Here is an 18,893-nt window from a genome sequence, read left to right on the forward strand (position 1 = left end):
TTTCAGGATAAACCCGAAAACCGCTCAGTACTTTTATGCGCTCCTTTCACAAAAAGGGTCTTGTTTCCATACAGCACAAACATATGTTTTGCCCGTGTAATAGCCGTATATAAGAGCTCTTTGGACAATACGGGAACATCTTCTTTTGGCATCAGCAGATTGATCCTGTTAAACTCAGATCCCTGGCTTTTGTGGACCGTCAGGAAAAATGCGGGGCGGTAGTTCTGAAGCCGTTCAGGACGGACCTTTTTAATACCTGTCCCCGACTGCACATATACGAAGTATCTGTTCTCATCTTCTTTAGACCGCACGCATACCCCAAAATCTCCGTTGAAAACGCCTACATCGTAATCATTCCGCGTTACAATAATTGGACGCCCGTTATACCACCCCTGCTTCATTCGAACCGTTCGTTTGGTAGCTAGAGTTTGTTCAGCAAGCTTGTTGAGCCGGTCTGATCCCGACAGGCCGCGCCTGATCACGGTGAGCCAAATCTCTTGTTTCCAGAATTCCAGCAGCTCTTCCACATCAGACATTTGTGAGGCCCGGCTCACCCTATGAGTGATCGACTGCATCATTTGATTGAAATCGTCTTTTGAGTAGCTGAAAGTCACGTGCTCGATGTCGTCAAATTTCTGCAAAATAGTATCAACCATATTTACACTTTCGATGCCGGATTTTACTGAGTCTGCCAGTGTTCCAATACCGCTCCCTGCATCAAACCGATAGCTTTTTGTCAGGTAAACGATAGAATCGTGAGCTGCAGACATCTCTTTGGTGAATTGTTCTTTTGGTAGCTGAAGATTAGCCTGTTCAAGCAGGTCGATGGTTTCGGGCCTGAATGCATTTTCTTTTTTACCGCAGAGATCCGCAAATACCGAGCCTGCCTCTACTGACGCAAGCTGGTTTTTATCGCCCAGCAGAACAAGCCGGGTTTCAGGAGACAGATGTTTAATGAGCCTGTACATCAGCGACAGATCAATCATCGACGCCTCATCAATGATAATCATATCGTAAGGCAGTTTCTTTTCACGAACCGGCGGAAGCAAGCCTCTCTCTTCCACGCCTCTCAGCAGACGGTGAATGGTTTGAGCTTCGGCAGGATAGTTACGAAGCTCTTCATCCGTCAGATTGAGGCGCTTCATCTCTGCTTTCAACGCTTCCCCCATCCGGCCGGCCGCTTTACCCGTCGGTGCTGCAAGTGCGATCTTTAAGCGGCGCTGACTGCTTCGCTGATGTAAAACAAGCAGTCGGGCAACCGTGGTCGTTTTCCCCGTGCCGGGCCCACCGGAAATTATAATAAATGGTTTGATCACGGAAAGCATAACCGCAACTTTCTGCCAGTTCAGGCCCGGCCCATCATCGTCGAATAACTCGTTTAACAACTCATGTTTGATGGCTGGCATCTCTACCCCATCAGAGGTGCTCGTCTCTTCTATCCATCTCTTTAACTCCTGTTCCATTTTAAAATAGCGGTGCTGATAGAGACGTTTTCCCTCCAGTACCAAAGGCGTCTCTTGGCCGGGATTACCGGTTATGGAACTGCCTGATAAATCCAGTGTCCGATCGGGGAGCTGCTTAATAACCGATGAATCTAAATCGAGCAGCTCGCCCATCTCCCGTAGTGATCTGTCAACGGGCAGACAAACATGACCTGCTGTTCTAAACTGAACGTTAAGAATCACAGCCAATTTCTCTTCCGCGGTAATTGTGCCGTGATCTTCTTCTATGAATCGAATCAACTCTTGGTCGAATCGGGTCGCCAGAAGCTTGGGAAATTTTTCAACCGAATCTTCTCCGGCGTTTGGCCAGGATTCTACGTTATCGAACAGTGTTGGAGTTTTGTTAGTCATGATTGTCTACTTAGCGCGTGTTCCAGTTGCATAATCACATTTTTCTCCGGCTTGTGAAACCATATCCCATTGTCGCTGCCGGCTTTCATTCCCCGGATAAAAAGATAGGCGACACCTGCAAAGTGTTCGTCGTAGTCAAAATCTTTAATTTTTGATCTCAGGTATTTGACAAGCGCCACCGTGTACAGGTGGTACTGTAAATCATACGAGGCAGCTTTGATCTCAGGCTTCAGGTTATCTCGCATATAATCATCCGGCGAATCTCCCAGGTAGTTCGATTTATAATCGAGGATCATATACTTATTATTCTGTCTGGCAATGAGATCAATAAATCCTGTCATGTACCGCTTTCCTGAAGTTTCAGGAATTTCAGAAGCTGTTTCATTTCGGATAACCTGAAGCAGCGAGGCGCCATCAGCCGAAGATGCAGGAAAATGAAACTCCATCTCGCGAAGTTCATCTTTTCTTGAAAGATCATTTAAACAAAACCCCGGAATATCTGCACCTGCCACATCCCGAAGCATATTTTTAAGAACCGGTAACCATTTTTCAGAAAAGTTATATTCCTCCAGGACTTCTTTCACAGCTTCCGAATGGTTTGCTACTTTTGCTTGATTGTATTCGAAAGATTCATGTTCAAAAAGCTTATGAATTGCCGTTCCTGCCGTAGCCCCTTTTGGGAAGTTAAAGATGGTCAGCTCACCTGGTGTCACATCTTCAATATTATCTTCAAACGGAGCCGAAAAATTGTCAAGAAGCTGATCATAATCTGGAGCACCCGGCTCAGAACTGTGGCCGGCCAGCGACGTAAAACTTTCAAGCCGTTTTTGAACCGGCAATGAATCACGTCCGGCATAAGGCTGAAACGTAAGTTGGCGCTCAGGTTGATCTATGGCAATCGAATCACCACCTATATCTGCAGCAGCATCAACAATCTCAAGGCTGATTCGTTTACCAGACGCTTCTTCAAGGCCGCGAAATCGATTCATGAATTCAGTATCAGCAATTCCTTTTTTTTCATGTACCTTAGTTTTATTCTTGATACATTCTATAACTTCATGTCTGCCAATCAATGATGCGCCTAAACCTGAAAGGTGGGAATAGGTATATGAATCCCACATAACCACCGTAGTATACTGCGCCCGCGTAAGAGCTACGTATGTTTTGCGAACATCTTCAGCAATGGATTCTACGTCTGATGCAAACTCTGCATCAATTCTTTGATCAGACTTTTGCCGATCATAATTAATGATCAGGTCATCACTTTCATCCGTGTGATACTCCACCATTTTCCTGATCGTGTTTTTAAAACTGGACGGCTCATAACCCATCCAAAGCGTAGGACAAAATACAATTGGAAACTGCAGTCCTTTGCTCGAGTGGATTGTCATAATTTTTACGAGATGCTGGTCGCTTTCGAGCTGGAGTTCTTTCTCTTCCTCATCGGTATTTTCCATTTGACGCAGAAGCCATGTATGGAGCTTTTCGGGGCTGTATAGATTCTCTTTTTCAGCTTTTGTACAAAGATCTGCCAGATGAAAAAAGTTCGTGATGATGCGTTCAGAATTCTTGACGGAAGCAAAATGGACGAGCCGGCGGTCGCTATAAACCAACCGGTAGAACATAGAGTAAAACCCTTCTCTGCGCCAAATATCAGATAAATCAAACAGCTCTTCGATGAGTGCCTGTCGCTTGTCCTCATCCTCACTCTCGCTGTAGAGCTCTGTAAGTTCAAAACCAAACATTCCGGTGAGAAGCGCCGCGTTTAATATTCTGTGATCTGCCGGGTTAAGCACTGCATTCATCAGCATCTCAACTTTTCTCGCCTCAAGCGTCTCAAAAATATTCTGATCGGTTTTAGTCACTGAATCGATCCCCACAGTTTTCAAGCGCTGCTGAAGATCGTATGCATCCTTGTTTCTTGAGACAAGGATAGCGATATCCCCCGCCCTGACCGGCTCATCCCCAATCCTGGCATTTCCATTTTCGGATTGCCGCAGCAAATCTGAAATTCGTATTACGGTTTCAGCAAAAACGAAGTCGCATGATGAATCTTTGCTTGATTCAACACCTCTCCTGCTCACAACCTGAAGCGGCGCCATCGGCTGATCAGAAATTATAAGTGGGTCTGTGTGATCCTGCCGTCCCGGAACAGATGCCAGAAACTCAATATCTTCCTCTATAAAGGGACGCTGATTACCGTCAAAAAGGTAATTAATAGCGCTGATATATTGAACTGTGCTTCTGTAATTTCGTTTAAGCGTATATTCGGCATCCACCCCTTCATGCCGGGCCCGGAAATAGGTATGCAAATCAGCGCCGCGGAATGCATAGATTGCCTGTTTCGGATCCCCGATCATCATCAGGCTGCTGTCCGTATTCTGCGATGGATAGATTGAACTAAAAATATCATACTGAATGGGATCCGTATCCTGGAACTCATCAACCAGGGCAACCGGGTAACGCTCCTTTAACTTGGCTGCAAGTTCGTCGCCTCTGTTTTTATTGGATAATGAGTCTCGAATTTTTATAAGTAGATCATTGTAACTGTATGAATCATTGGATTTTGACAGCTCATCCCTGCGATGTTTTATATCCACAAATGCATCATGAAGTAACGTGGTTTCAACACGCCCAATATCTGCAACCAATTCACTGTACTCGCTGCATTTGTCAAAGAAACGATGTCGTGGCACCGGGTCATGATTCTTCCTGATATTCGTTTCATCATAAAGATAATCAGACGTAAAATATCTCAGAGAACCAGGTTTGTCTGATTTAAAATGTTGATCATTTAAAAAGTCGGTCAGTTTTTCCAGCCTGGAATTAAGATGTTGCTGGTAGGATTTTACATTGCAATTTTTGAGGATCTCAAGAATGTCATCTTTTTCAGATTGCCAGACTCCCACCAACTCAGATTTCAAGTCCACTAACTCGCCCAGGTACGCTTTGGGATCTTCCAGAATATTCCCCTCCGGCCGTGCGTAACGCTTATCCAGCAGAGGCTTCACGCCGCCACTGCCAACCAGTTCAGCAGGTGTCGGCACCATGCCTGTCAGTTTTGAGATGAGATAGCGCCCCGCGTCATCGCTTCCATGCTCCTGAATAAATATGCGCCAAAAATCTTCAGCTGCCGTTTCATACAGGTTATCTGATGGATTCACGGACATATCAAATGGCGTTCCGGCAACAAGCGCCTCTTCCTGCAATATTTTCTGGCAAAATCCGTGAATGGTAAACACCTGGCTGTCATCGAAATTTTGAATAGCGTCCCGAAGTTTTTTGATTGCCGATACATCATTTTTATAACGGCTCAAAATTTCGCTGAGAAAGTCATCGCTGTCTTTAGGCAACCCACCTATCTCAAGCACCATCAGGCACGCCCGTAGCCTTTCGAGAACACGTTCACGTAGCTCTGCGGTTGCCTTCTTGGTAAATGTAACGGTAAGAATCTGGTCCACAGGTAAATTCTTCTCAATCAGAAGACGAATATAGATTCCTACAATCGTGTATGTTTTTCCAGTGCCGGCACTTGCCTCTATAAGTACCCGGGGCGCAGCTTCAAGGTCAAAAATATTAGTTAGCTCATTCTTCATGTCAGCTCCTCCCTGTGCTCAAGCATCACCTGAATGGCGTCCTGCATGTCAGGATCCAAATATGCCTCGCTGAACGTAGCATTTTCACCCAGGAATAGAGTAATTAAACCGTCCATATTCTCGGCGTAAGGCGTAAAATCTGATCCTTCAAATGATCTTTTTGCCCTGAATATTGCATCATCTCTATTTTTATATAGTGAGTTTTGATATTCGTATGAAGCGCCCGGAAACATGTAAAGCGGTTGCATAAGCCCGCGCCTGTAAAGAGAGACTAAATGGTTTAACTCCTCTCCCGGATCAGGTACAGGCTTGAACGCAAACCATTTGGGACTCCCTTTTTTGAGGTCACACACAAACATCGACTCTTGCTCAGAAAACGTATTAGCGCACTGGACAGCAAGATGTTTAATCCAGCTTCTTAGAAACTTATCGCCCGACTGACTTGATGCTGTGATATCCAGAAAGCGATCTCTCGAATATGATAAAATCTCACCTTCAAGCAGCGTGCCGGCCAAATCCAGATTAATCTCCACATTGACAATAGATGGTTTGAATCCCCTCGCCCTGGCTGATTCTATGGCTGTATCTACAGACTGTATCAAATTTTGAACCATTGTCTCACCTTGCCATCCCGCCGGAATGACTCCCGCATCGGTTAACAATCCTGAGATGATCTTTTCTGATCGCTCCTGTAACCGCCATCCGAATATCCGCTCAAACAGTGTATGCTTCTCAAGTGAATCGAGAGAAAATTCATGTTTCAGTTCTTCTGAACCATTCAGCTCAGGGTTGAAGTGAGTCTTCAAAAACATCTTCAATGGATTTGAGATAAATCTCGTAAGATCCTTTATTGTCAATTGGTTACTCTCTTTTATATCTGAAATGTTCCTGTTTGAAATCAACCCAGAAACTCCATCTTTTTTATGAATCAATTGATTGGCAATCTCATGTCCTGTTGATGAGTAAGATCTTCCCCGTTGAAAATTATCAGCTGAGAATCCGTGCAGTGGCTCCTCGATAAGGATATCTTTCACAGGTTTCCCGGAAAGTTTGGAGAGCGTCGTCAGCCATTCACTTACAATTGGTGACGGTGGAATAACTTCGTTGTCCGTACGGCTGCGGCCAATATAACTGCAGTAGTGGACCGCCCCGCTTGCCAGTATCGATTCAAGAAACAGGCTTCGATCCTGGTGTTTTGGATTTCTTTCGTAAGGCTTGGGATCTTTTGCCATCAAATCAAAATCAATATTCTTCACTTTTCGCGGGAATTCGGCTTCATTAAGCCCAATAAGTGCTATTATTTTTGCCGGAATTGAACGGACCGGCACCATAGAACTGAACGTGACGCCGCGCGTAAAATGAGCAGGTGATGCCGACTGCTGATCCAGTATGCTTCGCAAGTGAGACCGAAACATTGAAAAAGAAATCTCCCGGTTGAAGCCCGAAATCTTACCCTCTTCCCGAAAAGTATCCAGGGCTTCGTGTATAAATTTTCTCTGTTCGCCAACTGCTGTATCATCTGAAAAGAAGAAATCAATTTCTTTTTCCACCAGATCACACCATTTTCCGGTCGTCCTGTTCATTTTTACAGATCGATTCAACGCTTGGAAATGCGTGATGAGATGTGAAAAACCGGCCCAAACCTCCTCCATATCTTGTCCCTGGACATTATTGAACCGAATCGAAGCATCGGTTTCAAACGGATCGGATTGTTCACCAAATACGATCCCGCTCCATCCCCGCCCGAGAGCAGACATCCACGTTTGGGAGTTCATGTCAGGCTGTCCCTCCTCTTTCCGGTGCGCCCCGCTCAGGCCCCAGATCACTCTGTTTTCATCCATCCAGCGTTTCAGGCGTTGTGCTGCCGAAACCGTTATGTCAAATGACTGGTGAACAACCGGGTCCAAAAAGAAATCCATCACGTCTGAAAATTGAAACCGGGAATCAGCAAGGTCAAGAAGCTGTAATAATGGACGCGCCGTTGTTTCTTCGCCAGATCTCCGAAAATCTACGTGATATGGTATTGTTGGTGTATCCTCCTGGCCTGTCCCGAATACAGCGTGAATTACTGGTTTGTACGTCTCGATATCCGGCATCACTACAAGAATATCGTCGGGATGAAGATTCGGGTCTTTTTCGAATTGTCGAAGCAAAAACTGCTTCAACACCTCAATCTCCCGCAACGGAGTATGACAAGAATGAACTTCAATACCGGAAATATCACCCCCATCTTTCGTTTTGATTTCCCTATCAAGTTTGATGGATTCCTGAATGGTATGCAGTGTAAAGTCGCCTGAATGTTCTGAACTGAAATCTTCAACGACGGTGCCTTCAAGTTTTCCCAGGAGGATATCCACTCCTGCAGCCTCCTCACCGAATGCTTTTAAAAGATTATTCCTCCATTCGCCCTCTTCTTTTTTCGACAAAGATGTTTGATAAATGATTAGGTCGTGAGTCTTTGTCGCACATTGTGCCATTTGCAAAACCGGCACCGGGAGCAGACCTGTATTAAAAAAAAGCGTGCTGTGATCTGTCCTGATTTTCTCGTTTCTCAGAGCCTGGATTGCCTCCTTGATGAGCACAGCTTTATTTGGAAATCCCAGTCCTTTTTCCCGGCTGAGCCGTCGTTTTTCGAGTAATTTCCAAAGCTCAGCCTGCCATTTTTCATCCGCATCCTCAAAATCATCCGACCTCTGCCATTTTAAAATCAGCTCAGGTCTGTAGACTAAATACTGATCGTAAACCGACGCTATTTTTTTCGAGAGCTGCATTACTGTCCGCTCCTTTATTTCCGAAGGCTGCATCTCAACGTATCGGTCAGGCCTGGGAAAATGTTTACGGCCGGTGTCGTCCATCAATACATCAAAGATAGACCAGGCAAGTGGTCCCGGATCACCAGGCAATACTTTCGGCAGCTTCGGGTACCGCTTTCTTATCATTTGAAACTGCCATTCAGCCGGCAGAATGAACGATATATTCGCTACGATTCCGCTCTCTTCAGCAAGGCAAAGTTTAAGCCATCGGGCCGTATCCCTGTTGGGCACTACCACACTCATTGTTTCAAGCGGATCATCCGGTACGTGTGTCGATAAATCACGTGCAAGGTGCGAGGCAAGAGTAGTTAAATTGTCACTTCTATAGATACGAATCATAAACTGCGTCTCTGTTCAGGTTGCCAGATGATACTGAATTCAATAGCATTCCTAAAGTATGAAACTAAAGTGTCACGTAATGTCACCCCCTTCTATAAATTTTTCCGGGGTTGATGTTAATGAACTACCTCAGGGCAAAGCTAAATGATACATCAATTTAGAACCTATAAACCTGAGTTCGATTGTAAATCGGGGCAAGAATACTCCCCTCCTGTGTAAGGAGGGGCAGGGGGTGGTAGCTTTAGGTTTCGAGCTCAAATTAGACTCAAAAAATACTGTTATTCCAGGGATGGCCAAGGCAAAACCACCCCTTCCCAAAGGGATCCCTTCGGGGAAATCCCCTCCTTGAGAAAGGAGGGGACTTTTTGACCACATTCAATGAAATTAATAATCGAACTCAGGTTATAACTTTTTTCAATATAGGGTTTATTCTGGAGTGTCCCTTTTCCAACCCAAAGGGTCAAGGAGTTAACCCACTTAGGATTAACTATGGGAAAGTTTTTTTGATTATTACTACTCAATTAGTACTATGTCAAATATATTCATCTTAGAAAAAACATCAACTGCTGCTTGGGTTATAAATGAAACCTTTCACACTCTTACTCCTCTCATTTTCATTTGGCGTCTTTACCAGCTACGCCCAAACAGTCATTCACGGATCAATCCTAAGTATTACAGGTGAGTCATTGCCAATTGCTACTTTAGATGTTTCATCGACCGGCCCTGCTGATATTTTTAATGTTCCCGGGAAACAAATAGCAGAATCAGATGGCAAATATCGGATTGACTTCAGCAGCCCCGGCATTTATGAGCTCACTGTACGGGGCGTGTTTCACAGATCTGTAAGTATTCCGGTTATGATTTATGATCAGGATCAGATTGAGCTGACCATTCACTTGGTTCCCGTTGAATATAATAGTGGACGACATTTCGACAAACGTACGTTTCTGAAATGGGCTCGTGCCTATGGAAACTTCAATGGTTACGACTTCTTTACCGGAGAGAGTTTTCGAGCCAACAAGGACGGTTCAATCTCCGCATTCATCAAAACTGATAAAGATACGATTCGATATCAGGTCAAAGGCCTGTCAAATGGATCAGATATTTTGCCCGGAGCTGATGATTACGCTGTTCGGGGGCAAAGTTTTGAAGCCATTTTGTACAATACTCCCGGAACCGACTCAATTGAGCTTCGATATCATCCTGATGAACCTCTCCCCTATGTCTATGAAAAACCGGATGGCCTTCAGCACTGGCAGGAGCCGCTGAGTGCATTTTTACATTTTGCCAGGTCAACTGATAAATTCTGGGTTGAACCACTTCAACTCACAAAGTCGAATATTATGAACTTTCGCACGCTTTCTGATTCTGAGGCCTCCGATATATCCACTAAAGCTTTAAATGAATATCTCTATAAAAGTTACGATTGGCGATCAACGACAAAATTTGCTGCCGATCGTGAATCAATAATCAAAGCACTTCAGCAACAGGACCTGCACCCGCATCAACGATCAGCACTGCTCATTTCATATATTGGATTGATACAACAGCAATTAAAACGATCGGAGTATTTAGAAAAAATCGGGCGTGATTTGAAACCTTTAAATGTAGATGATTCGGTACTGCAGGAGGCAATAGAATCGGTGGATCCCAGGAATCCCGTCTGGACACTCAATTCTTATGCAGCCTTGACACTTTTAAAACAATCGGACTATTCAGATAAAGCCGTTGACTATGCTGAACTAATGATTAAACACCATGCAGATGACATGGTTGTCCGAAATCTTGTGCTGAATTTAATTGAAAGGTATGCCAACCGATATCGGAATGCGCAAGAGATGCCGTACTACAGCTGGATCGTTGATCGATATGGTGAGAATAATCTCGCCCGACGAGCGATAACTACCTTTCGGCAATCGACGAATTGAAGAGTCAAATTCATGACGATAAAACTACTCGTCAACAAATAAAAGATGGTTCTGAATCGCCTGTTCAACGACCGAGGAGTATGAAACGTTGTGAATATCGGCCCACTGTTTGAGCTTATTCAATGTCTCTTTTTCGAGGTAGTAACTGGCTACTTTCTTCTCGGGACGATCCGCTTCTGCTTTTGATTCATTTTTAGCTTCAGCTTCAGCCCGCTTGATAACCTTTTCTGAAAATGAACTTGCTAGTTTCATACCGCCGGAAGTGTCAGCATCTTTAAATATTGAAGTGACATTTTCTGACCCGGCGGGTTTCCTGTCCGCTACGAAGTTGAATTGTGAATCATCACTCCTGGGCTCGCCCAGTGGTGAGTATCCCAAACTTTTTTTAATACCCATCATTTAGTATCCGTTTCTGATCTCTTTTGCGAGATTCATGTAATCTTCGGCACCGTAACTCTGGCTGTCATACTCAAAAATTGTTTTATGATGACTGGGTGCCTCTGCCAGCGCAATATTGTCACGGATGATAGTATTAAATACTTTCGAACCAAAATGCTCTTTAATATGGCCAACCACTTCCCGGTTCAGGTTCTTTCGTTTATCATAGAGCGTACAAACAATTCCTTCTACTTTCAGACCGGGATTGAGCCGCTGCTGAACGATCTTGATAAGATCCATAAGCTTAGACAACCCGTGCAGCGCCAGGTACTCCGACTGAAGCACAATAACAAGCTCATCTGCAGCGGTGAAGGCATTAAGCGTTAACAGGCCAAGATTGGGCGGGCAGTCGAGAAGGATAAAATCATACTCATCTTCAACTTCCTTTAACGCTGTACGGAGAATTTGCTCGCGGGCCGGCTCATTAACCAGCTCCATTTCAGCTCCCGATAATTCAATAGAGGCTGGCAGCAGATCAAACTCGCTGTGAGGCATTATCACATCCTTAATAGACATCTGGCCTTTGAGGACATGATAAATATTCTGCTTCATTTTCGAGGAGTGAATTTTCAGCGAATATGTCAGGTTTGCCTGCGGATCCATATCCACGAGCAATACTTTAAAGCCAATTTTACTCAGACCGGCCCCGGTATTGATGGTTGTCGTTGTTTTTCCAACGCCGCCTTTCTGATTGGTAAATGCGATTTTTCTCATGAGATTCTGTTAGGCTTTATTTAAGGTCTATAAACAGGAGTATTTCAGAGTGACTTTGTTACAGGTTTATTAAATAATTCTAATATTTGACACTCTTAATCTTCAGTTATCATTTTATCGGCCAAATGGACTATTAACTTCAATTATAATTGATTTTCACTTCAACATTAGGAATTACCGGTGTTTTCAAATGAAAGTCACAGGTGTGGGGCTTTCCATTTATTATATCTGATAAATTCCTAATAAAAAGGTAAAGCCGTGCTGTTAATTTAAGAAAAGAGTTATGCTGTGAATCATATTTACAATATCTTAGGCAGCAATAAGAGGTCTGAAACGTTTGATTTCAGGCAATGTAAATATCATCATAAATCAATTGATACATAATGCCGGAAAAATTGCCACCCATGAGATTCTTCAGCCGAAAGCTAATCAAACCGACGGATTTGAATGCACACGGCACTCTTTTTGGCGGGTCAGTTTTAGCCTGGATTGATGAAGAGGCAGCCATTTATGTGACCTGTCAGCTTGGTAGGGGCAACATTGTCACTAAGTTTATGTCCGAAATTGATTTTGTCAGTTCAGCTAAGCTTGGAGATATCATTGAAATAGGGATGGAAACTGTAAAGTTTGGAAAATCATCCATTACCGTTCGCTGCGTAGTTCGGCAAAAGTTCTCACATCAAACCATTATTAGTATCGATAAAATTGTATTTGTACATATGGATGAAGAAGGAAATCCATCTCCACATAATATTACAGAACCAGCAAACGACTAGAATATGAGCGATAAAAACGGACCGATTGATTTTCAAATCATAAGAGATATGTTGTATAACGATGATGCATATGTAAAAGAATTTTGCGACGCATCCGTCATCTCCTTCTCTGAATTTAAATCAAACTTTCGAAAAAATTTAATGGAAGAGGATCTTGATACTCTTCGCAGAACAGGTCACAAAATTAAGCCTGTAGCTAAAATGCTGAAGCTTGATCCACTTCTCAGTATTTACGAAAAATCAAAGCTATTATTGATGGAAAGTGACAACCCGGGAGAAAAAAAGAAGCAATATGTAAAAGAGATGGATGACTATTGCGAAGAAATTTTAGATCAGCTCCATCAGCGGGTTGACAAATAACTAATTCCAGACCGGTTTAATCAAGCCATCGGTTTGATTTTATCCTGACAAAAACGAATAACTACACAAATGAATATACTTGTCACAGGCGGCGCGGGGTTTATCGGAAGCCACACCATTCTTGAACTTCTGAATGAAGGCCACAACGTTGTGGTGTTAGACAATCTCTATAATAGCAAACTTACAGCGCTCGAACGGGTTGAAGAATTAACCGGACGGTCCGTCACTTTCAGGGAGTTAGATCTGCTTGATGTTCATGGAATGGATAAGCTTTTTAGCGAACATTCTATTGATTCAGTTATTCATTTTGCAGGCCTGAAAGCTGTTGGCGAGTCTGTTGAAAAACCTCTCTTTTACTACGAAAATAATGTAACCGGCACCATAAATCTCTGTAACGTGATGAACGACCACAATGTTAAGCGAATGGTCTTCAGCTCCTCTGCTACGGTTTATGGAAATCCGGCAGAATCGCCCTTAACAGAAGATTCAGAATTATCTGCCACCAATCCTTATGGCCAGACAAAGCTGACCATTGAGCATATATTCAGGGATTTATGCCGATCCGATTCAGACTGGAAAGTGTCTCTTTTACGATACTTCAACCCGGTAGGTGCTCATGAAAGCGGCAGGATTGGCGAAGATCCAACGGGCATTCCCAATAACCTGATGCCATACGTCACACAAGTGGCTGTAGGAAAACGAGCACGTCTTTCGGTGTTTGGAAGTGATTATCCTACACATGACGGAACCGGGGTAAGAGATTATATTCACGTTACAGATCTTGCCAAAGGCCATCTCAAAGCCCTGGAACATCTTGAACAGGAATCAGGAGCTGAAGCCTACAACCTTGGCACCGGAAATGGTTCAAGTGTGCTTGATGTGATTAAAACTTTTGAAAAAGTTACGGGTAAAAAAATTCCCTATGAATTAACAGACAGACGTCCCGGCGACGCAGCCATTTGCTTTGCCGACGCGTCTAAAGCCAAAAAACGGCTCGGCTGGGAAACGGAAAAAACACTCGAAGATATGTGCCGGGATGCATGGAAATGGCAAACAAAAAATCCGGACGGCTATAACTAACCGCGGCTTGAAAAATATATTAGAATCTCATTTTTTTCTGTAAGGGAAATCAACAAAATGTATCATACAAGTATAGCTTAATGTAAATCAGAAATCACTTATATGGCCAGTATTGATACAGCAAAAAGCGGGCAGGATGTCACGCAGCTTCTTAACAATCTTGACAATGGTGACGGGACCGAGGCGTACAATAAACTTTTCCCACTGATCTATAATGAACTCAAGGATATAGCTTCGATTCAAATTTCTTCGGAAAGAAATGACCTCACCCTTAACCGCACAGATCTTGTGCATGAGGTTTATATCAAATGGCTGAACCAGGAAGATCTTGAATGCAACAGTAAAAAACACTTGTTAAGACTTGCTTCAAAGGCAATGCATCAAATTCTTGTTGACTATGCCCGCAAAAAGCTTGCTGATAAACGAGGTAACGGAGCCGTAAAAATTGAGTTCCAGGATGAACGGCTCAATATTGAAGAAGCACAGCAGTTTTTAGAGCTAAATCAAGCCTGCGATGAACTTCGCAAAATTGATGAACGGCTTTACGAAATCGTACAGCTAAAATATTTCAGTGGACTCTCAATTCGGCAGGTTGCTGAAGCACTTGATGTTTCAAAAAGCACGGTTAACCGGGACTGGAAAAAAGCCAAAACTCTTCTTTTCATAAAATTAAAAGAGATTCAGGCCAGCTGATTTGCTACTATAGTTCTGTAAATCGCTGAAGGCCAATGAACTACCTCGGGGCAGAGCCCGCGAGGTATCAACTTAGAACTCATAACTTTTTGGTCTAAATAGAGTTTATTTTAGAGTGTCCCCCTTTGAAGGGGGCAATGGGGGATGATCAGTTATGTTTCAGAACCAAGTTCAGGGCACCTCGAAACTCAGAAAGTCATCCCCCAGCTCACTCCGTTCGCTTCCCCCTTCAAAGGGGGACTTTTTATCCTTTCCGACCCAGAGGGTCGGGGAATTAAACCACTTACGATTAAATATTTTCGAAAATTAAGCTAATCTACACCGGTTCAGGCCACCAAGACTCAAGGACTCTAAGGTTCACAAAGCATATGTCATTTCTGCAATTTCTTGGTGATTCCTGGAGTTCCGAATTGACGTTTTTTTAAAAAATTAATTACTATACCGCATTCCTCATGCAGCGCCCTTTTGTAGCATCTCCTCCTTTTAATCGAACTGAAGTTAGCACTACTATCCCCTTCAGTAATAAATAGTCCAATTTAGAGTACATTAAACGTTTGATCCGGCTCCATAGATAGCACAGATTCCGCCATCAAATCGATAAGCTGCTGCAGATCCTTTAGTGATGCTGTTTCAACGGGTGAATGCATATACCTGATCGGAACTGAAACCAGTGCGCTGGGTATTCCCGTTCTCTGGTAGAATATGCTATCGGTATCCGTACCGGTTCGAACACTTGTGGCTTCGTGTTGAACATCAATCTTACTCCTTTCAGCAGCTTTTTCAATAAGCTCTACCAGCTTGGGGTGGTTTGCTCCGCCATGCTGTACCGTGGGACCGCTGCCAAGCTTAATCTGCCCATGTTCTTTTTGATCGATGCCCGGAGAGTCGGTGGCATGAGTAACATCCGTTACAATTGCTGCATCAGGCATATGCCGATAACTCATCATCCGTGCACCGAAACCGCCCACTTCTTCCTGGACAGAATTCAGAGCAATTACATTTACAGCCAGATTTTTCTTTTGTTCACTTATTTGTTTCATCGCCTGCGCAATGGCAAACCCTCCGATCCTGTTATCAAGAGCTCGTGCGGAAATAATATCATCATTCAGGTATTCTACATCATCAGAATACGTGACAGGATCGCCAATTTGAACGGCTTCAAGTGCCTCTTCCCTGCTTGAAACTCCAATATCTACATAAATATCTTTCCATGATGGTTCCTTGCCGCCACCATTTTTCTTGTCCTGAAGGTGAATGGCCGTATTGCCGGTCACTCCGCTAATTTTTCCATTCTTACCATGAATAAATACACGTTTGGCCCTGGCAATAGTTGAGTCACTGCCGCCCAGCTTGTTTAGATATACAAATCCATCATCAGAAATATACTGAACAACCATACCGATCTCATCGGCATGTGCCTCGAGCATAACTGTCATGACATCTGCACTCGTATTTAGTTTTGCAATGGCTGAGCCATAGGGATCAGACTCAACTTTATCAGTAAACTGAGAAATATACTCCATCCAGACTTTCTGGCCATCAGATTCATAACCTGTTGGACTTGGGGTGATAAGAAGTTTTTCAAAGAACTGTGAGGTGGTATTATCAAACATAAAACTATTTTAGAGCTAATTAATTTTTGTCTAATATAATGATTTCAATAACCAATGGAGAAGGCATATCGATCGCACTCACTACGAAAATAAACTGCCTCATTGCGGAGCCCACGAAGTATTAACTTAGAGCCCAAACTTTTTATTCAAATGGAATTTATTCTGGAGTGTCGTTCCACCGTAGCCGGCGGAGCGACTTCTATCCATTCCGACCCAGAGGGTCGGTGAATTAATCCACTTATGATTAACGGATAATTTGCTATCGGATTAATGGTCTTGCCTACTAAAATCTAAATCCAGAAAGTTGTATGTTCCACCGGACTCACTTAACCTGATATTCGAACATGACGCACAATTACAAGCGAAATGACTTCTTTCACGAGACATCCATTCACATACGTTTCCGAGATCTTGATCCTCTGCAGCACGTAAACAATGCAGTTTTTAACACCTATTTCGAAGAAGCCAGGATTAGCTTTATTCAGGCTGTTCCGGAACTAAGAAAATCGATGAATCAAGGATTTAGTTTTGTGCTTGCCCATCTCGACTTAAAGTACATTCATCCGGTAGAATATGGAGAATCGCTGATTATTGGCAGTTCGCTCGAATCAATAGGTAATAGCAGCGTTATTGGAATACAGGCCCTATTCTCGAATAACGACAAATTAAAAGCAATCGCAAAAACAACAGGTGTATGGTACAACACGTCCAGTAAACGTCCAGCCCGACTACCTGAAATAGATAACGCGGAGCGGTATTTGTTTAAAGGTTCAAGAAATGGATAAAAGCAGTCAGTACAAAATTTTCAGTGATCCGATTCACGGGTTTATAACCGTTCCAAAAGGTATCATTCTGCGCCTGATCGATCATCCATATGTTCAGAGACTTCGGCGAATACGACAACTTGGACTTGGATACCTGGTATTTCCCGCAGCGGAGCACTCCCGTTTTTCTCATGCACTTGGCGCTCTTGAGTTGTGTCAGCGAGTTTTGAAAAATCTGATTGAAAAAGACACAACAATAAGTGATGCCGAAATTCGCGGAACACTCATCGCTATTTTACTTCATGATGTGGGGCATGGCCCTTTTTCTCATACACTTGAGCATACACTAATTGACGATTTCACGCATGAGCAGATGAGCTTGAAAATCATGCAAGAGCTCAATAAACAGTTTGAAGGAGAGCTAGAAACAACCATTCAAATTTTTACTGATCAGTATCCAAAGAAATTTCTCCATCAGCTTATCTCTTCCCAGCTCGATATTGACCGCCTCGATTATCTGAAACGTGATAGTTTCTTTACGGGTGTTTCGGAAGGCTCCGTTGGTATTAACAGGATATTAAAGACAATGAGGGTCTTTAATGGAAATGTTGTGATAGAAAAGAAGGGTATCTACGCAATTGAAAATTATATTCTGTCTCGGCGTCTAATGTACATGCAAGTATATCTGCATAAAACCGTGTTAAGTGCCGATTCTTTACTGAAAAACATATTTAAACGCGTAGAATATCTGTTAGATAGTGGTGAAAAAGTAGAAACACCCTCCCGGCACCTGGCGTATTTTTTATCAAAAAAACCATCCGCGTTGAAATCAATATCTGATTCAACGATGGTTCATTACATGGCGCTGGACGATCATGATGTGCTTATCAGTATTAAAAGCTGGGCAGAGTCATCCGATCCGATTCTTAGAGATCTATCCTCACGTTTTCTGCAGCGTAAACTCTACAGAACCACATTTGTGTCCGAAAAAAATATTTCGGCTAAACTTGAAAACGTGAAGAAGCAAACCAAGTCTCATCTGAAAAAAAATGGCTTGCCAAGTGATGACCTCTCGGCATCATACTATTATGATGTGGATAAGAGTTTTAGTGAAGCCTATAAGTATGAGAGTGAGAGCATATGGATTCTTGAAGGCAAAAAAAAAGCGGTTGAGTTTTCTAAAGCAGCCGATACGAGACATATCATCGCTTTAACACAACCTGTGGTTAAACCCTACATCGTGCATTTGAAAAGCGTAAAAACCTGATACCGATTATTGTACGAGTCTCAGAAAGATTGACTCTATGTTGATCTGTATGGGTCGTGTAATTAATTGCTGATAAAAGTGTTGAGGCTGTTCAGCTACCCGGCCTCTGATTTGTGCAGGTGGTGTCTGCAAATTCTAACACGCATGCGATGGGTGTAAAAACTTACCGGCCGAATATAATTTACAGTGACAAAGCGATACAGACCTTCGTTTTTGCATCGCCCCAAAGGGATCCCTTATACGGGGCAAAGTGATCAAATGTGCCCGCCGGAGCAAATCTTTAGCCGCGGGTTTTTGATACTTTCTTCTTTTAGTCCTGCTTTAGCGGGGTGACCGTTCACCTGTCCCTAGGGAAAGTATCAAGGAAACATGAATAGCTTATGATTTGATTGCTTGATATTGATAATCGATCAAATGTCTGAGTTGATACGTTAGGTGACATAATGTTTCCTGTGAATTATATCTGAGTTTTAACTGACGCATCCAGATCAACAGAGAGTTCTGTTCATTTCGCCTGATGCCCCTAGTCGTGGCAAACCGAACCTCCCGAAGGGATACCTGCGGTGAAAAAATCAAGGCTGTGATCCTGACAGCTGTCGGGAGACGCGGTCACGCAATCTCACTGCTACCTTTATAAATGGTCCGCCACGCGTCTTGAT

13 protein-coding genes are annotated in these 18,893 nt (G+C 43.3%); 7 read left to right on the forward strand and 6 right to left on the reverse strand.

The window, feature by feature from the left end:
* Nucleotides 1-2: 2 nt before the first annotated feature.
* From recD to AABW11_RS00860, 3 genes are read right to left on the reverse strand one after another with little or no spacing between them, the layout of a single operon-like run.
* Nucleotides 3-1,853 carry an exodeoxyribonuclease V subunit alpha gene (recD, locus tag AABW11_RS00850; RefSeq protein WP_340102599.1) on the reverse strand — a complete coding sequence of 617 codons (1,851 nt, stop codon included), beginning with the start codon at nucleotides 1,851-1,853 and terminating at the stop codon, nucleotides 3-5.
* On the reverse strand, nucleotides 1,850-5,449 hold the full coding sequence (gene recB / locus AABW11_RS00855) for an exodeoxyribonuclease V subunit beta (protein WP_340102600.1): 3,600 nt from the start codon (nucleotides 5,447-5,449) through the stop codon (nucleotides 1,850-1,852). Before recB ends, recD begins: the two co-directional genes overlap by 4 nt.
* Nucleotides 5,446-8,601 carry an exodeoxyribonuclease V subunit gamma gene (locus tag AABW11_RS00860; protein ID WP_340102601.1) on the reverse strand — a complete coding sequence of 1,052 codons (3,156 nt, stop codon included), beginning with the start codon at nucleotides 8,599-8,601 and terminating at the stop codon, nucleotides 5,446-5,448. The genes recB and AABW11_RS00860 overlap by 4 nt, the downstream gene beginning before the upstream one ends.
* Before the next feature lie 581 nt (nucleotides 8,602-9,182).
* Between AABW11_RS00860 and AABW11_RS00865 the strand changes: the two genes are divergently transcribed.
* Entirely contained in the window at nucleotides 9,183-10,529 is a 1,347-nt protein-coding gene (locus AABW11_RS00865) for a carboxypeptidase-like regulatory domain-containing protein (protein ID WP_340102602.1), read from the forward strand.
* Nucleotides 10,530-10,553: 24 nt separating this feature from the next.
* Here the strand turns inward: AABW11_RS00865 and AABW11_RS00870 are convergent, their stop codons facing one another.
* Together AABW11_RS00870 and AABW11_RS00875 are read right to left on the reverse strand one after the other, a co-directional pair.
* Nucleotides 10,554-10,928 carry a hypothetical protein gene (locus AABW11_RS00870; RefSeq protein WP_340102603.1) on the reverse strand — a complete coding sequence of 125 codons (375 nt, stop codon included), beginning with the start codon at nucleotides 10,926-10,928 and terminating at the stop codon, nucleotides 10,554-10,556.
* The gene (locus tag AABW11_RS00875) at nucleotides 10,929-11,681 is read right to left on the reverse strand and encodes a ParA family protein (RefSeq protein WP_340102604.1); all 753 of its coding nucleotides are present in this window, start codon (nucleotides 11,679-11,681) and stop codon (nucleotides 10,929-10,931) included.
* Between the two features lie 404 nt (nucleotides 11,682-12,085).
* Here AABW11_RS00875 and AABW11_RS00880 point away from each other — a divergent pair, with 404 nt between their 5' ends.
* The 4 genes from AABW11_RS00880 (at nucleotide 12,086) to AABW11_RS00895 (ending at nucleotide 14,590) form a co-directional block, all read left to right on the forward strand.
* Nucleotides 12,086-12,457: an acyl-CoA thioesterase gene (locus AABW11_RS00880; protein ID WP_340102605.1), complete on the forward strand. Its 372-nt coding sequence runs from the start codon at nucleotides 12,086-12,088 to the stop codon at nucleotides 12,455-12,457.
* A gap of 3 nt (nucleotides 12,458-12,460) precedes the next feature.
* A complete protein-coding gene (locus tag AABW11_RS00885) occupies nucleotides 12,461-12,817 on the forward strand; it encodes a taurine dioxygenase (RefSeq protein ID WP_340102606.1) in 357 nt (118 codons plus the stop codon).
* Between the two features lie 69 nt (nucleotides 12,818-12,886).
* Complete coding sequence (galE, locus tag AABW11_RS00890; protein WP_340102607.1) at nucleotides 12,887-13,897, forward strand: UDP-glucose 4-epimerase GalE; 1,011 nt, start codon at nucleotides 12,887-12,889, stop codon at nucleotides 13,895-13,897.
* A 102-nt stretch (nucleotides 13,898-13,999) separates the two neighbouring features.
* Complete coding sequence (locus AABW11_RS00895) at nucleotides 14,000-14,590, forward strand: ECF-type sigma factor (RefSeq protein ID WP_340102608.1); 591 nt, start codon at nucleotides 14,000-14,002, stop codon at nucleotides 14,588-14,590.
* Nucleotides 14,591-15,126: 536 nt separating this feature from the next.
* Here AABW11_RS00895 and AABW11_RS00900 read toward each other — a convergent pair.
* Nucleotides 15,127-16,203, reverse strand: coding sequence for a M20/M25/M40 family metallo-hydrolase (locus AABW11_RS00900; RefSeq protein WP_340102609.1), 1,077 nt, complete (start codon nucleotides 16,201-16,203; stop codon nucleotides 15,127-15,129).
* Nucleotides 16,204-16,547: 344 nt separating this feature from the next.
* Between AABW11_RS00900 and AABW11_RS00905 the strand changes: the two genes are divergently transcribed.
* Nucleotides 16,548-16,988 (forward strand): acyl-CoA thioesterase, encoded by a 441-nt coding sequence (locus tag AABW11_RS00905; protein ID WP_340102610.1) that lies wholly within the window; start codon nucleotides 16,548-16,550, stop codon nucleotides 16,986-16,988.
* Nucleotides 16,981-18,234, forward strand: a complete 1,254-nt coding sequence (locus AABW11_RS00910) for an HD domain-containing protein (RefSeq protein ID WP_340102611.1) — start codon at nucleotides 16,981-16,983, stop codon at nucleotides 18,232-18,234. Before AABW11_RS00905 ends, AABW11_RS00910 begins: the two co-directional genes overlap by 8 nt.
* The last annotated feature ends 659 nt before the right edge of the window (nucleotides 18,235-18,893 follow it).

Source organism: Rhodohalobacter sp. 8-1 (assembly GCF_038150125.1).
Taxonomy (GTDB): Bacteria; Bacteroidota; Rhodothermia; order Balneolales; family Balneolaceae; genus SW132.

What these genes read in the sequence shown, in the direction of transcription:
- AABW11_RS00885 (WP_340102606.1), top strand. Translation starts at nt 12,461, where the DNA reads ATGAGCGATAAAAACGGACCGATTGATTTTCAAATCATAAGAGATATG.
- AABW11_RS00860 (WP_340102601.1), bottom strand. Translation starts at nt 8,601, where the DNA reads ATGATTCGTATCTATAGAAGTGACAATTTAACTACTCTTGCCTCGCAC.
- galE (WP_340102607.1), top strand. Translation starts at nt 12,887, where the DNA reads ATGAATATACTTGTCACAGGCGGCGCGGGGTTTATCGGAAGCCACACC.
- AABW11_RS00875 (WP_340102604.1), bottom strand. Translation starts at nt 11,681, where the DNA reads ATGAGAAAAATCGCATTTACCAATCAGAAAGGCGGCGTTGGAAAAACA.
- AABW11_RS00870 (WP_340102603.1), bottom strand. Translation starts at nt 10,928, where the DNA reads ATGATGGGTATTAAAAAAAGTTTGGGATACTCACCACTGGGCGAGCCC.
- AABW11_RS00880 (WP_340102605.1), top strand. Translation starts at nt 12,086, where the DNA reads ATGAGATTCTTCAGCCGAAAGCTAATCAAACCGACGGATTTGAATGCA.
- AABW11_RS00895 (WP_340102608.1), top strand. Translation starts at nt 14,000, where the DNA reads ATGGCCAGTATTGATACAGCAAAAAGCGGGCAGGATGTCACGCAGCTT.
- AABW11_RS00905 (WP_340102610.1), top strand. Translation starts at nt 16,548, where the DNA reads ATGACGCACAATTACAAGCGAAATGACTTCTTTCACGAGACATCCATT.
- recD (WP_340102599.1), bottom strand. Translation starts at nt 1,853, where the DNA reads ATGACTAACAAAACTCCAACACTGTTCGATAACGTAGAATCCTGGCCA.
- recB (WP_340102600.1), bottom strand. Translation starts at nt 5,449, where the DNA reads ATGAAGAATGAGCTAACTAATATTTTTGACCTTGAAGCTGCGCCCCGG.
- AABW11_RS00900 (WP_340102609.1), bottom strand. Translation starts at nt 16,203, where the DNA reads ATGTTTGATAATACCACCTCACAGTTCTTTGAAAAACTTCTTATCACC.
- AABW11_RS00910 (WP_340102611.1), top strand. Translation starts at nt 16,981, where the DNA reads ATGGATAAAAGCAGTCAGTACAAAATTTTCAGTGATCCGATTCACGGG.
- AABW11_RS00865 (WP_340102602.1), top strand. Translation starts at nt 9,183, where the DNA reads ATGAAACCTTTCACACTCTTACTCCTCTCATTTTCATTTGGCGTCTTT.